This window comes from Pirellulales bacterium, from assembly GCA_035546535.1.
Taxonomy (GTDB): domain Bacteria; phylum Planctomycetota; class Planctomycetia; order Pirellulales; family JACPPG01; genus JACPPG01.
The window spans coordinates 14,865-29,364 of record DASZWQ010000017.1 but is presented as its reverse complement, the minus strand read 5'-3'; the positions used below and the strand labels follow the sequence as shown (position 1 = coordinate 29,364).

The following is a 14,500-nucleotide window of genomic DNA, read 5'->3' as shown; positions in this document are numbered from 1 at the left end:
TCCTGCGAAATGTTGAACAACTTCCGCCCGCATGTCTGGACGCGTCGCGAACTGCTGAAGGCCGCTTCTTGCGGCTTCGGGTATCTGGCCTTCTCGAACCTGGCCGCGCAAGCCAGTACGTCCGAGGCGCCGAATGCGCTGGCGCCCAAGAAGCCACATTTCAAGCCGCGCGCCACGCGCGTCATCTTCCTGTTCATGCAGGGCGCACCGTCACACGTCGACACGTTCGACTACAAACCGCGCTTGCAGTCCGACGACGGCAAGGCCGCCGGCGACAAGAATCGCAAGCTGATGCGGTCCCCGTTCAAGTTCGCCCAGCATGGCAAGTCGGGGCTGTGGCTGCCGGATATCTTTCCGAGCCTGGCCAAGCACGCCGACGACTTGTGCTTACTCAACAGCATGTACACCGACGTGGGCGTGCATCCGCAGGCCGTGGCCGAAATGCACACCGGAAGCTTCCGCTTTCAACGCCCGTCGATGGGCGCTTGGACACTGTACGGGCTGGGGAGCGAGAACGCCGAGTTGCCCGGCTTTATCACGATCAATCCGGCGGGTGGCGCGCCGAGCTACGGTAGCGCCTTCCTGCCGGCCTCTTATCAAGGCATCAAGATCGACGGCGTGCAGGAACGCAACGGCGGCGGCCGCATGGCCAACATCGGCAATGCCAAGCTTTCTGCCGAACTGCAACGCCAGCAGCTCGACCTGTTGGCCACGCTCAATAAAGACCGCCTGCAGAAGGACGGCGTGAACACGGACTTGGAGGGGTTGATCCAATCGTACGAGCTGGCCTTCCGCATGGAGGGTGCCGTGCCCGCGATCATGGACATCTCGAACGAGTCGGAGGCCACGCGCGAAGCTTACGGCATCGGCACGAAAGGCACCGACAATTTCGGCCGGCAATGCCTGCTTGCGAGGCGCTTCGCCGAAGCCGGCGTGCGATTTATCGAACTGGGCATGGGCGGCTGGGATCAGCACAACAACTTGAAAGCCAAGCTGACAACCAACGCTCGCGCGATCGACAAGCCGATCGCGGCGCTACTGGCCGACCTCAAACAGCGCGACATGCTCAAGGATACGCTCGTCGTGTGGGGTGGTGAGTTCGGTCGCACGCCCGCCGCCCAGCGTGCCGACGGCCGCGATCACAACGCGACCGGCTTTTCGATGTGGATGGCCGGTGGCGGCGTCAAAGGGGGCTATCGCCACGGCTCGACCGACGAGCATGGCGAAAAGGCCGTCGACAAGAAGATGCACATCAACGACCTGCACGCAACGATGCTCTACCTGCTCGGCCTGGACCACACGAAGCTGACCTACCAGTACAGCGGCCGCGAAGTCCGCCTGACCGACCTGGCCGGCACGGTGGCGCACGACGTGGTGGCGTAAAACGCGCCGTTTGCAAGACTAGTCGGCGAGCACCTTCTTCGCCGGCTTTAGGTGCTCGGCGTCCAGCTTGCCGACGGACCACAGCAGGCCGCGCGTGACCAGGTCGAGATAGCGCGGGTCCTCAACGGTGGCGTTATTGTGCCCCAGCGTCGTCGCGAAGACTTTTGTCTTTTCGTTGTAGAGATTCGTCCAGACGACGATCGAATCGACGGTATTCACCGTGCCATCGCGACCTTTCACCTGCTGCGCACCCCGCGCCAACACGCGCGCCGTCGGCAGCACGTTACCGATGAAGTTGTTGTAAAGCTCTTCGTTGATCGTGGTCCAGTTGTCGAGCCCTTGCAGAATCGGGCTGCCGCGGTCGATCAACGTTACCTCGATCGGCAATTGCGGGCCGTGGCCCGTGGAGGGCAAGCCGGTGAACTCGAACCACGGGGTCACTTCTTTCGGATAGCCCTGGCTGCGGTAGCAGTGCATGCCGCAATGCAAGACGACGGCCGGCAACCCTTCGCGGTGCGGCCGCAAGATGCGCTCGATCACGGCCAGATCCTTGACGTCGGACGAGCATTCGTCGTGGACGACCACGTCGAAGCCAGCCGCCCACTCCGGGTTTTCATAGACGGGGTTCATGTGGCTGGTCGTTTTGTCCGGATCGTAGGAGATCGTCCAGGTGACATTGGCGCGCGCCGAGATCCCCTTCGTGAGCAGATCCTTCTGCGCGGCGTAGTCGTGGCAGCAGCCGCCGATCACCAAGAGTGCCCGGATCGGTTTGTCGTCAGCGGTAACCGCCCGCGGAATCGCTCCCGCGAAGAGGAGCACGAGGACCACACCACGAAACCAGTTTCTCGGTTCAGCCACTTGTGAATTCTCCTTCGCGATGCGATTGAAATACGGTGCGGGCGGACGATCCGAACCCCAGCGATCATCGTCTCCGTCGCGAGAGTTCGCAAGCGGGCTAAACGGCAGCCTCAGCGTCTGGCGGCCGTCTTGACTTGCGATCACCCGTCCCGGCTGCCAGACTACGCGGCGGGTCGAGGGTCGCCACGAAGCGAGGATTTCCCATGTGCCGTCGGATATCGGTTTCGAGCATTTTTCCCATGATCTGCTTGTCGCTCTTCGCCGCTTCGGCCACGGCGGCCGAAGATTGGCACAAGGAAACAGTCGTCTATAAAACCGTTGGCCCGACGAAGATCGAGGCCGACATCTATCGCCGCAACGGCGACCAGACGCGGCCGTGCGTCGTGTGGATTCACGGCGGAGCCCTGATCATGGGCAGCCGGCAGGGCGTGCCGGGCGATATCCGCAAGCTGTGCAATGACCAGAACTATGTCCTGGTATCGCTCGATTACCGGCTGGCACCCGAGGTGCAATTGCCCGCGATCATCGAGGATTTGAAGGACGCCTTTCGTTGGATCCACAGTGAAGGTGTGAGCAAATATCACATGGATCCCAAGAGAATCCTCGTCGCCGGCGGATCGGCCGGCGGCTACCTGACCTTGATGTCGGGCATCTGCGTCACGCCGCGCCCCAAGGCTCTGCTCGCCTATTACGGCTACGGCGATATCGACGCGCCCTGGTATACCGATCCCTCGGAACACTATCGCAAGCAGCCATTGGTAACGCGGGAAGAAGCCCTGAGCGTCGTGGGCGGAGAGGTGAAGACCGAAGGCGTCGGACGGGATCGCGGCAAGTACTATTTGTATCTGCGCCAGAATGGCCTATGGACGCGCGAAGTCGCGGGCTTGGACCCGAAGACCGAGCGTGACAAGATCACGCCGTATTGTCCCGTGCGCAACCTCAGCCCTGACTATCCGCCGACAATGCTACTTCACGGGACGGCCGATACCGACGTGGCCTATCACGAGTCGGCCGACATGGCCGCGGGACTGGCCAAGCAAGGCGTCTGGCACGAGCTGATCACGCTCGAAGGCGCCGAGCATGGCCTGGGCGGCGGCGATCCGAAAGCCCTGGCCGCGGCCAACGCCCGGGCGATGCAGTTCATTCGCGAGCAATTGGACTAAGCACGCTGCCTACGCGCGCCAAATCAGTCCAAGACTTTTACCCGAATGCCGCGGTAGCGGACGAACTGTTTGGTGAAATCGCCGCCGCCGTGTACCTGTAGCGCGATGCCGCCTGAGTCGGGATGGCGTTTCTCGACGTCGGTGAATTCCATGAAGCGCACGCCGTTGATCCAGGTGGTGATCGTCGGCGGATTCCCCACGATGCGGGCCCGCAATTCGTTCCATTTGCCGTGCTGCCAGAGCTTCGGCCAGTCGACGGGCTTGATCGGGAGCGGAAACGGACAATCGTGCGGCCTGATATCGGTGACTTTGTCGACGAAATCGAAATTGCGCAGCGAAATACCGCCCGATAGTCCCTCGCCATAGATGCCGGCCAGATTGCCGCCGGCGTGGTAGTCGACCATGTATTGATAGGCCTGCCCCTTCTCGGTGCTGCGCAGAAAGAGCCCGCTGTCGGGCCCGAAGTCGTTGTTCATCTCCACAACGACTTCGAAGTCGCCGTACGCCTTGTCGGTCAGAACGATGCCGCCGTTACCGGGCGTATCCTGGCTGCCGGTGATGGCACCGTCTTCGACGCCCCAGCGCCCGCCCGATCGATGTTGACTCGCTCCGCTATGACCGGTTTGTGCGCTCACATGCCAGCCATTGAGGGTCTTGCCATCAAAGATTGACACGAAGCCGGCCGTACCGAAGGTCTCACGTTTGAACTCGTCGGCCTGTGTGAGGCCAGTCGTGATCAATATCAGCGAAAGCGCGCGCAGAGTGTATGTGGATCGCATGTTGGATTTCTCCTGTTAAAGGTGCGGCCCAACATAACGCACCAGCGGCGGGCAGGCCAGCAAAAGCGTTTGCAGGCCGTAATCTATCACCTCGGAAGCGATACAATGAAGCGTCGGCCTCAAAGAAGGCCGGCTACAGAGACATGTGCTCATGGCCGCAATAAAAAAATCGTAGCGGGCCGCATCCCTGCGGAGCACCCGCTACGACTCTCTAGAGCGGTACGTTGCCGCTCTGGTGCCAGAGGGTCGCGCAACGAAAATCGCACGGAGAGCGGCGCCGCGCGAAGTTCGACGTTCCGCGCGGCGTCGTCGAGTTACACGAGCTATTTGAACTACGGGAGAGCGGCCAACTTCGGCGCCGCCTCTTTCTGCCTCGCGGCATTCGCCTTGCCAGCCAGGCGGCGCGCCTTTTCCGATTCCTTGCGTTCACGCCGTTCGGCGATCTTCCGCTCGCGCATTTCCTGCTTCTTCGCGACCAGATCGCTTTCTTGACGCAGATACGCTTGTTCGAGTTGCGACTGCTGCTGCAGATAAGCCAACTGCGCCTGATATTGATACGCGAGCTGCGCCTGTCGTAGCGCCGCGGTCGTGCCGCTCGTACCCAGCGGCGACATCAGCGATCCCATGCCGCGCGACTGCATGCCGCCGCCGCGGGCACAGCCTCCTCCGCCGCCTTGCGCTGTCGCGCGGCCGGCGAGCAAACCACACAAGACCATCGACGTCAGAAGTAATCGTGCCATTGTTGCCTCCCCCGGTTCCCGGCACTCATCGTGAGAAAAAAAGACGACCGGCCAACGGCCATTCCAGCCCAGGGGCAAAAGGGCCCGAACAGCTAACGTGATCGGGTCATCACCGTTGGCCGGTTCGTCAACGTCAGACTCCGTAGTTGAAGGTCTTTCAATTCACTCAGCGGCCTCGCGCAAAGAACGATCGAAAGCTCGACGTGCCGCTCGATTCGCTCGGCGTGCCCAACGTGCCACTTAACGTCCCCACCGTCACCGCAGTGCCCGAAGTGATCGACGTTGGGAAATTCGACGGCAGCGACTGCTCGTTGGAATTCTTCGGATGACTCGACAATGTGAGCGATCCGCCGCCGCTCGCGTCGGTCGTGATCTGGCCGACCACGGTCCCGCCAACTGCCACGTCGAGCGTGGTGCTGGCCGTGGCGCCGGTGACCGTGACCTTGAAGCGGGTTACGGTCGTACCGTCCTCGGTGGTTCCGCTCTTGTAAGAAACGGTGCCGGTTGCGCTCGAACTCGGGTCGGTCAATGTCGCGGTAAGCCTGGTGACGTCGGTCAATCCGCCGTGCTCGCCGCCGCCGCACCCACCACCGGAATTGGTCGGCGTGGCCAGCGAACCGCTCAGCGTGCCGACGGTGACCGCTGTTCCTGAGGTGACCGTGGTGGGGAAGTTCGCCGGTAACGACTGTTCGTTGGAGTCGGGGTTACTCGAGAGCACGAGCTTGCCGGCACCGTTGGCGTCGGTCGTGATCGTACCGACATCGGTACCGCCAACGGCAACGTCGTAGGTCGTATTGGCCGTGGCGCCCGAGATCGAGACCGTGAATCGGGTCTCGGTTGTGCCGTCATAGGTACCGGTCGAATACGTCGCTGTGCCGGTAGCCGTGCCGCTCGAATCGGTCAATTGTGTCGTCAACACGGTGTGTGACGTGGAGGACGAAGTCAGATGCGAAATGGCGGACGTAATCGCATGCGCCGCGAGTTGGGCCGCCGCCGATGGCGCAAGATGCGATTCAAACTGTTGCAGGGCCGGCGTAAAGGCTAGCCCATGGCCAGACAACAAGTGCCGGTCCTCGAGTTGCTCACCGAAACCAAGACGACGAGTTGGGGAATTCCGTTTCAGATCCTTCGATCCCATGTGCCAGCTCTCCTGGTCATCGTGGTGTGCCTCCTGTGATTCCTGGCTCGCGCGGGCGGACAAGGTCGTCAATCAACACGTCGATCAGAACACTTCACACAGCTTGCACGTCCGCCACGCGCAAAGACACCGACGGTGCCGAGTACTCGGCGTGGACAACCGTTGGCACGGTGCGTCAGGCCGCGGCTGCCAGGCAAGCGAATCGACGAAACCGCCGGCTTTGGGCGGGTGCCGGCTTCGCTTTGATGTTCTCTGTTCCTGCCCGATCGTGGCCCCCACCACGAATCGAAGCGCCGTCACGTTTCCGCGAGCCATCCAGATGTTTTGCCTGCCGCGGAACTGGCCTTTCTGAGACAGTAGTCACGAAGGGGCGGTGGAATCCGCCGCGCCGAAGACGATTTTCTGGCCGCTCGGGCCGAGGAAGTGGCGCCGCGGCATGTCCATCGATCCGCCACTGGACCTTGAGCTTTCGGTGCGTGCCATCCGGTTCGGGGCGATTTTAGGACGACTTGGCCGTTTTTACCGCCCTCCGCGGCGGTTTTGGCCCGCAAGAGTGACTATCACCACAGCCACTAACGGGGTGCGCCCGGGCCTTTCTGAGTAGGATAGACGGATATCCCTGCGGGGGCGGGGATAGACGACGACTGAATGCAATCAGCCATGGTGCCGACTAGCAAGCAAGGGCTTCCCGAATCTCCCAAGGCGGTCGTTGACTCTTTGCCGCTCGACGGCTCGGATCCCGCCGAATTGATCGCGCTGGCGAAGCGCGACGGCGCGGGCTCACTCGGCCGATTGCTGGAGCTGTACCGTAATTACTTGTCGCTTATGGCGCGCGTGCAGATCGGGCGGCGGCTGCAGGGCAAAGTCGACGCCGCCGACGCCGTGCAAGAGACTTTTCTCGAAGCGCACCGTAATTTTTCACAATTTCGTGGTTCGACCGAAGGGGAATTCGTCGCCTGGTTGCGGCAAATCCTCGGCGCGAGGCTTTCTAACCTCGTGCGCCACTACCTGGGTACCAAGGGACGCGATATCCGGCTGGAACGGGCCATGATCCAGGAAATGGGGCAATCATCGGCAATCATGAACGAGCAGTTGGTATCGGCGCATGAAAGCCCCAGCAGCCATGCCGCGCGGCGCGAGCATGCGGTCATGCTGGCCGATGCCCTGGATCGACTGCCGCCCGATTATCGCGAGGTAATCGTGCTGCGGCACCTGGAAGGAATCCCCTTCGTGGAAATCGCCGCGCGGATGGAACGCAGCGAAGACAGCGTCCAAAAGCTGTGGGTGCGTGGCCTGGCACGGTTGCGTCAGGAGATGGGGGCGCACACGTGACCGCCGAATTCGACAACAGGACGCGGCCTGACGATGCCGTTGGCGCCAGCTGCGCCGACGATTGCACGGACGATCCGCGCGTTGCCCGCGCGTTGCACGAGTACGTGGCGGCGATCGAGTCGGGCGATCCGCCGGATCGCGACGAGTTTCTAGCGAAGCACGCCGATATTTCGTCGGCCTTGGCTGCTTGTCTCGATAGTCTGGCCATCGTGCTCGCGGCAGCACCGCGGCTGCGGCTGAATCCCGGCGATCATGCAACGCCCTCCAGCCCGGTGGCGATGCCCGCCGCCTTGGGAGATTTTCGCATCATTCGCGAACTTGGCCGCGGTGGCATGGGGGTGGTGTACGAGGCCGAGCAGTTGTCGTTAGGGAGGCGCGTGGCGCTAAAGGTGCTCCCCTTTGCATCGGCACTTGACGTCACGCGCTTGCAAAGATTCAAGAACGAGGCGCAGGCCGCCGCGCAATTGCACCACACGAACATCGTGCCTGTCTACGCTGTCGGTTGTGAGCGCGGCGTCCACTTTTACGCGATGCAATTGATCGAGGGCGAGACGCTCGGGAGCCTGATTCTTGGCATGGCGCGCGAAGCGCGCGGCCTCCAGCGCGGAGCGCATCGCAGCGCGGGAAGCCCGACCGAGGATTGGGTCATCGTCAAGGGCGAGCCCGCGGCTAATCCTGGCGGTAAACGTGCTGCCGTATCCGCCGACCTGGCAACGCCCCATCACGATACGTTGCGCGCCGGCGAGACGGCGCCATTGACCGGCCTGCGCTCGGCTGAACAAAAAACGAAACGGCTGGCCTTCTATCAGACCGCGGCGCGGCTGGGCGTGCAGGCAGCCGAAGCCCTGGAGCACGCACACCAGATGGGCGTGATCCATCGCGACGTCAAGCCGGGCAACCTTTTGCTCGACGCGCGCGGCAAGTTATGGATCACGGACTTCGGCCTCGCGCAGTTTCAAGCCGAAGGAGGGCTGACGCTGACCGGCAACTTGCCCGGCACGATTCGTTACATGAGTCCCGAGCAGGCGACCGGCAAGCGCGTATTGCTCGACCACCGCACGGATATTTATTCGCTCGGCATCACTCTGTACGAGCTATTAACGCTGGAGCCCGCCTTCGACGACTCCGACGGGCGAGTCCTGCTGCGGCAGATCGCGATTGCCGAGCCGCGCACGCCGCGCGCGGTCGACCCCAATATTCCACTCGACCTGGAAACGATCCTGCTCAAGGCGACCGCCAAATTGCCGGTCGAACGCTATGCGACGGCCCAGGCCCTGGCCGATGATCTGCAGCGGTTTCTCGATCATCAGCCGATTTCTGCGCGGCGACCGAGCGCGCTCGATCGCGTGGTGAAATGGGGACGGCGGCATAAGCCCATCGTGGTGGCGGGCGTGTTATCGCTCGTGCTGGTTTCGCTGGGATTGCTCGCGAGTACGATTCTGATCGCGCGCGAGCATGCGAAAACCAAGGTGGCGTATCAGCGGGTCGTCGAAGAGCGCGCGGCGGCGAATCAAAGTTTTCAACAGGCCCGGCAAGCGGTGGATGCCTTCACACAGCTCAGCGAAGAGGAATTGACTAGTAAGCCCTCGATGTTGCAATCGCGCCGCAAGTTCTTGGAAACGGCGTTGGATTATTACGAGACGTTTCTCGAGCAGCACCGCAACGATAAGGCCGTACAGGCGGAGCTAGCCGCGACGCGGCAATGGGTTGCGAAGATCATCGACGAGCTCACGACCTTGAGCAGCTTCGGGCCGCTCGTGCTGCTTTCCGACGAGCGGGTGCAAGAAGAGCTGGGCATCGGCAACTCGCAGCGAGAAGAGATAGAGAAACTCATCGACAAGCTCTGGGCCCAGCAGGCCGAGACAAACGATCAGCAGCTCACGCGCGAACAGCGGCAACACCTGCTCGCGGAATCGTTGCGCTTGCACGAAGAGCAAATTGCACGCGTCATTGGTCCACGGCAAATGGAGCGTTTGCGACAGATTGCCTTGCAGCAGCAGGGCCCGTTCGCTTTCAAGCGACAGGAAGTCATCGAGGCGCTGGATTTGTCGAGCGATCAGCGCCAACGCATCACCGACATCATCGAGGCTCATGCCCCGCACCGGCGACAATTCCGCGATCGTCCCTTCCCGGAGGACGGACCGCCCGATTGGCATGCGGCCCCTCCGCCCAAGCCCTATGACGACATGTTCGAGCCTCACGATCGGCGGCCGCCGCGATCGGAACCATCGTCGTCGGAAATCGTGCAGGATGACGGCCACGTCGCTTTCGAGCAGCACACCGCGCGCGAGAACGAAGCAGATCCGCCTGGTAGCGGGCACAGGCGCGGTAGCTTCGACGGTCCGCCGCGATCCGATCGGCGCCCTCCTCCGCCACACGACGATCATCACGGCCCACACCGCGGTCCGCCGGGGCCGCGCGAATTGACCGATACGATGAGGCGAACGGTAGACGACATCGTGACAATTCTCACGCCCGAACAGCGGCACACGTGGAGCGCTTTGGTCGGTGAACCAGTTCAATTCAAGCTGCACCACTCGCCTGAGAATTTATTTCTATGGTGAATGAAGCCGCACGGTTGTAAGGCGGGAGACGGCGAAATTATTTGCGTTCCATGTAGGTGGGCGGCAGTGAGCTTAAGAACGCGTAAGGAAATGGCAACTTGCTGGACAGGCACCAGGGCACCCGGTATCGTCGCACATGAGCCAGTTTATGGGATCAGGAGAGCGTTTTGCCCGCGCCGGATTTCGTTGGGGAATAGCCCTGGCGCACGGTTGGCGTTGGGGAGCGTTTGGGCGGACGGCTGGTTTCGCAAAAGGAACAGAAATGTTGCTGCGTCATCTCTTGCGAGAGGGGTGGAACAGTTTCGTTGGCGACTCGCGCCGCATCTGGCGGCGGGTCGTGGCGCGCAGCGATCGCGCCGTGCTGTCGCCATTTACCAGTTGTCGGAAGCTCATTCCGGTTCCCGTACTTCGACACGAGCAGTCGGCACCTCAGAGTCCGCGCGTGGATAACAGGCGTTAGTATCGAGCGTCCGGCGGAGTGATGCTCTGCCGCGCAGCAAGAAGGTCGTCGGGTCGGGTCAACGACGCAAGAAGCGTTTTTAGGCATGAAGGGGTCGGCCTCAGGATCAGGTTTTTAGGAACATGGCACGTTTTAACCGCTCGCAAGATCTACTCGGGAAAAAACGACGCACAGGCCGTACGCTCCGCATGGAAGAGCTCGAGGTTCGCTGCCTGCTCACTGCTACGGCAACGGCTCACACCGATTACGTCGAACTGGCGTCGAGCACGGGAATCACGGGTTACACGCCGGCGCAGATTAAGGCGGCGTACGGCGTCAGCAGCTTGTCGTTCGGTTCGACGGCCGCAAATGGCGCCGGCCAAACGATCGCGATCGTCGACGCCTATAACGACCCGAACATCGCCTCCGACCTGGCGGCATTTGATGCGGCGATGGGTATCGCCGCGCCGCCGAGTTTCAAGGTCGTGAATCAGAACGGCGGCAGCTCGCTGCCCAAGGCCGACTCCACCGGGGGTTGGGAAGGGGAAATCGCCCTCGATGTCGAATGGGCGCACGCGATCGCGCCGGGCGCGAATATCATCCTCGTCGAGGCCAACAGTGCTTCGGACGCCGACCTGTTCGCGGCGGTGAACTGGGCACGCCAGCAAGCCGGCGTGTCCGTGATCTCGATGAGTTGGGGAAGCGATGATAGTCTCGCAAACGCCAGCAACGATCAAAACCTCAGCTCGCAATATCTTGTCACCCCCAGCGGTCACCAGGGTATTACGTTCGTGGCCTCTTCGGGTGATGACGGTCATCCGAACTTCCCGGCCGAGAGTCCGAACGTCTTGGCCGTGGGCGGGACGGACCTTTATTTAACGTCAAGCGGGGCGATCACGAGCGAAACCGCTTGGGAGCCCACCACCAGCGGCGGCCAGACCTGGAGCGGCGGCGGCGGTGTCAGCCAGGAATTCTCCGGTCGCGATGTGCCGGATGTGGCCTACAATGCCGGCGTCGGCATGGCCGTGTACAACACTTACGGTGGCGCCGGCGGATGGGAAAGCATCGGCGGCACCAGCGCGGGCGCTCCGCAATGGGCGGCGCTGATCGCAATCGCCAACCAGGGGCGCGCGCTCGCCGGTCAAGGAACACTCAACGGCGCTTCGCAAACTTTGGCTGCCATCTATGCGGCGCCCGCGAGCGATTTCCACGATATCACCACAGGCAGTACGCAATTCGAATCGGCCGGAGTCGGTTACGACCTGGCAACGGGGCGCGGCAGTCCCGTCGCCAATTTGCTCGTTCCTTTTCTGGTCAGCTACGGCACGTCTGGTAGCACCGGAGGCGGAGGCACCGGCGGTGGTGGTACTGGCGGAGGTACGACGTCGTCGAATCCGACCGCGCCCTCGAACTTCACCGCGTCGACGCTTTCGACGACCCAGATCAGCATTAGCTGGTCGTCCTCGACCGGCGCGACCGGCTACCACCTGTACGAAAACGTTAACGGCACTCCTGTGCTTCTCACAAATTACGGTCCGGCTGCCACATCAGCGATCATCGGTGGTCTGACGGCCGGCACGACCTACAGCTTCGAGCTTGTGGCTTACAACTCGTCGGGTACAGCGGCGACGAATTGGGTCGAGGCCACGACGGCCACAAGCACTGTTACGACGGTGGTCGCTCCGCAGAACTTGGCGGCCACGGCGACTTCCGCCACGACCGTGCAACTCTCCTGGAGTGCGTCGGCCGGCGCAAGCGGCTATCGCATCTACGAATATCAGAATGGCACGGCCGTGCTGATCAACACCGTGGGCGCCGGGACCACTTCGGCCACTGTCAGCGGCCTGACGCCCAGCTCGACCGCGTACTTTTTCGTGACGGCGTACAACGCGAATTCGTCGGCATCCACATCGTGGGTCAGCGTGACGCTGCCGGCGGCCAACGTGAGCGTCAGTGCGCCGCAAAACGTCACCGCCAGCGCGACATCCGCCACGACCGCGCTCATCTCCTGGAGTGCGGTAACCGGCGCGACAAGCTATCGAGTTTTTGAATACGTCAACGGCCAGGCGGTACAAGTTGGTACGACGACAAGCGGCACAACGTCGTTAACCGTCGGCAATCTCACCCCCGGCACGACAGATTACTTCTACGTCACGGCCTACAACGCCACGTCGACGGCTTCGTCGGGCTGGGTCAGCGTCACCATGCCAAGTGCCGCTACGCTGTCAGCGCCGCGCGTCACCGCGAGTGCTACATCCTCGACGACGGGCACCCTGTCGTGGAGTGCATCGGCCGGCGCGACAGGCTATGAGATCGTTTACTGGAATGGTTTCCAGGCCGTCCTGCTGGGTACGGTGGCTGCCGGGACCACGTCCGTCTCGATCAGCGGTCTGACGCCGGGCACGATGACCTACTTTGCGATCATTGCCTACAACAGTAGCACGAGCGCCGCATCGAGCTGGACCTTGCTGACGACACCGTCGTCGGCCGCGGCTCGATTGGCGGACGTGTTCTTCGCCCAGGCGGCGACAGGCAAGCCTCAATCCAACTGGCTGCTGTAGGCGCACCGATCACGAAAACGCTTTTGCCTGGCAGCGGAGATGCCGACCGCGCTTTTTCGCACCGACGTCAAGCCAGGAGCGCGTCGATCACCTGGCCATGCACATTCGTCAAGCGGCGGCGTATGCCATTGTGGTAAAAGGTCAGCCGCTCGTGATCGATGCCCAGTAGGTGCAACACGGTGGCGTGAAAATCGTGCCAGTGAACCGGCCGGTCAACAGCCCGGTAGCCGACGTCGTCGGTTGCCCCGTACGCCATGCCATGCTTCAAGCCGGCGCCGGCCACCCAGACGGTGAATCCGTACTGATTGTGGTCGCGCCCTTTGCCCACGACATCGGCCGCCGATTGCGTAAAGGGCGTGCGGCCAAACTCGGTGGTGAACAGCACGAGTGTATCGTCCAACATGCCGCGCTGACGCAAGTCCTTGAGCAAGGCCGCCACTGGTTGATCGATGCGCAGCGCCTCTTGCCCATGATTCTTCACCATGTCCTCGTGACCATCCCAGTTGCGGCGCGGGCTGCCGAACGTGCCGCCAGAAAACAACTGCACGAATCGAACGCCCCGTTCCAACAGGCGCCGCGCCATCAGGCAGGCGCGGCCGAAATCGCGGGTCTCATCGCGCTCGAAGCCGTACATGGCTTGCGTGGCGGCGGTTTCACGGTCCAGGGCCGCGACTTCCGGCACTGCCAATTGCATGCGCGCCGCCATTTCGTAAGCCTGCACGCGGGCCGCGAGTGGATCGGCGGCCTGACGGTCGGCGAGATGCCGCGCGTTCATCCTCGCCAGAAGCTCTTGCGTCGCTCGTTCGGTCGTGGGACTGATCGAGGCGGGGGGAAACAAGTCGTCGATCGGGTTGCCGCGCGCACGCACGACCACTCCCTGGTGCCGAGCCGGCAAAAAGCCGTTGGTCCAATTGATCGAGCCGCCGGCGGGCAACTCGCGCGCGTCCGGAATGACGACGAACGCCGGTAAGTTATCGGTTTCGCAGCCCAAACCATACGACAGCCAGCTTCCCAGCACGGGGAAACCATTCAGGCGGAAGCCGGTGTTTTCCTGGAACATGGCCGGCGTGTGATTCGACGTCTCGGCGAACATGGAGTGGATCACCGTCAGCTCGTCGGCCACCTCGGCGATGTTCGGCAAGAGGTCGCTGACCCACAGCCCGCTTTTGCCGCGCTGGCGAAATTGCCAATCCGGCGCGCGCAGCAAGCCGACTTGCCCGAAAAAGACGTCCGGCTTCTCGTCGGCGACGAGTGATTTGCCGTGCAAGCGCACGAGCTCCGGCTTGTGGTCGAACGTGTCGACGTGGCTCATCGCGCCGCACAGGCAGATGTGGATGGCGCGGCGGGCTTTCGGGGGCGCATGCGGTGGCGGATCAGCGGCATCGCCCGGCACGGCCGCGGCGCGCGATGTTCGATCGTCGAGCAGCAGGCTGGCCACGGCCGCGCTCGATAGTCCATTGCCAACCCAGGACAAGAACTCGCGTCGCGGTAAGGGGACGCCGGCCGAAGAATCGCCAACGTCACGGTTCTGGTGTCGATTCAT

At 62.5% G+C, this 14,500-nt stretch carries 10 protein-coding genes; 5 read left to right on the top strand and 5 right to left on the bottom strand.

What is annotated here, in order from left to right; genetic code table 11:
• The first annotated feature begins 9 nt into the window (after nt 1-9).
• Nucleotides 10-1,383 carry a DUF1501 domain-containing protein gene (locus VHD36_01800; protein ID HVU86023.1) on the top strand — a complete coding sequence of 458 codons (1,374 nt, stop codon included), beginning with the start codon at nt 10-12 and terminating at the stop codon, nt 1,381-1,383.
• An 18-nt stretch (nt 1,384-1,401) separates the two neighbouring features.
• On the opposite strand, the gene VHD36_01795 is transcribed toward VHD36_01800, so the two are convergent.
• Complete coding sequence (locus VHD36_01795; GenBank protein ID HVU86022.1) at nt 1,402-2,241, bottom strand: ThuA domain-containing protein; 840 nt, start codon at nt 2,239-2,241, stop codon at nt 1,402-1,404.
• 203 nt (nt 2,242-2,444) lie between these two features.
• Here VHD36_01795 and VHD36_01790 point away from each other — a divergent pair, with 203 nt between their 5' ends.
• A complete protein-coding gene (locus VHD36_01790; GenBank protein HVU86021.1) occupies nt 2,445-3,404 on the top strand; it encodes an alpha/beta hydrolase in 960 nt (319 codons plus the stop codon).
• A 23-nt stretch (nt 3,405-3,427) separates the two neighbouring features.
• Here the strand turns inward: VHD36_01790 and VHD36_01785 are convergent, their stop codons facing one another.
• The 3 genes from VHD36_01785 to VHD36_01775 all read right to left on the bottom strand — a co-directional run bounded on the left by VHD36_01785 (nt 3,428) and on the right by VHD36_01775 (nt 6,061).
• Nucleotides 3,428-4,183 carry a DUF1080 domain-containing protein gene (locus VHD36_01785; GenBank protein ID HVU86020.1) on the bottom strand — a complete coding sequence of 252 codons (756 nt, stop codon included), beginning with the start codon at nt 4,181-4,183 and terminating at the stop codon, nt 3,428-3,430.
• A gap of 332 nt (nt 4,184-4,515) precedes the next feature.
• On the bottom strand, nt 4,516-4,923 hold the full coding sequence (locus VHD36_01780; GenBank protein ID HVU86019.1) for a hypothetical protein: 408 nt from the start codon (nt 4,921-4,923) through the stop codon (nt 4,516-4,518).
• A 166-nt stretch (nt 4,924-5,089) separates the two neighbouring features.
• Nucleotides 5,090-6,061: a hypothetical protein gene (locus VHD36_01775; protein ID HVU86018.1), complete on the bottom strand. Its 972-nt coding sequence runs from the start codon at nt 6,059-6,061 to the stop codon at nt 5,090-5,092.
• A 660-nt stretch (nt 6,062-6,721) separates the two neighbouring features.
• Here VHD36_01775 and VHD36_01770 point away from each other — a divergent pair.
• From VHD36_01770 to VHD36_01760, 3 genes are all read left to right on the top strand, one after another.
• Nucleotides 6,722-7,393: a sigma-70 family RNA polymerase sigma factor gene (locus tag VHD36_01770; GenBank protein HVU86017.1), complete on the top strand. Its 672-nt coding sequence runs from the start codon at nt 6,722-6,724 to the stop codon at nt 7,391-7,393.
• Nucleotides 7,390-9,957, top strand: coding sequence for a protein kinase (locus tag VHD36_01765; protein ID HVU86016.1), 2,568 nt, complete (start codon nt 7,390-7,392; stop codon nt 9,955-9,957). Before VHD36_01770 ends, VHD36_01765 begins: the two co-directional genes overlap by 4 nt.
• A 582-nt stretch (nt 9,958-10,539) precedes the next feature.
• A complete protein-coding gene (locus VHD36_01760) occupies nt 10,540-12,957 on the top strand; it encodes a fibronectin type III domain-containing protein (GenBank protein HVU86015.1) in 2,418 nt (805 codons plus the stop codon).
• Nucleotides 12,958-13,024: 67 nt separating this feature from the next.
• Here VHD36_01760 and VHD36_01755 read toward each other — a convergent pair whose 3' ends face one another.
• A complete protein-coding gene (locus tag VHD36_01755) occupies nt 13,025-14,500 on the bottom strand; it encodes a DUF1501 domain-containing protein (protein HVU86014.1) in 1,476 nt (491 codons plus the stop codon).

Bases quoted from the DNA above. Each gene is read 5' to 3' on its own strand.
- VHD36_01760 (HVU86015.1), top strand. From the start codon at position 10,540: ATGGCACGTTTTAACCGCTCGCAAGATCTACTCGGGAAAAAACGACGC.
- VHD36_01755 (HVU86014.1), bottom strand. From the start codon at position 14,500: ATGAATCGACACCAGAACCGTGACGTTGGCGATTCTTCGGCCGGCGTC.
- VHD36_01780 (HVU86019.1), bottom strand. From the start codon at position 4,923: ATGGCACGATTACTTCTGACGTCGATGGTCTTGTGTGGTTTGCTCGCC.
- VHD36_01790 (HVU86021.1), top strand. From the start codon at position 2,445: ATGTGCCGTCGGATATCGGTTTCGAGCATTTTTCCCATGATCTGCTTG.
- VHD36_01770 (HVU86017.1), top strand. From the start codon at position 6,722: ATGGTGCCGACTAGCAAGCAAGGGCTTCCCGAATCTCCCAAGGCGGTC.
- VHD36_01775 (HVU86018.1), bottom strand. From the start codon at position 6,061: ATGGGATCGAAGGATCTGAAACGGAATTCCCCAACTCGTCGTCTTGGT.
- VHD36_01785 (HVU86020.1), bottom strand. From the start codon at position 4,183: ATGCGATCCACATACACTCTGCGCGCGCTTTCGCTGATATTGATCACG.
- VHD36_01800 (HVU86023.1), top strand. From the start codon at position 10: ATGTTGAACAACTTCCGCCCGCATGTCTGGACGCGTCGCGAACTGCTG.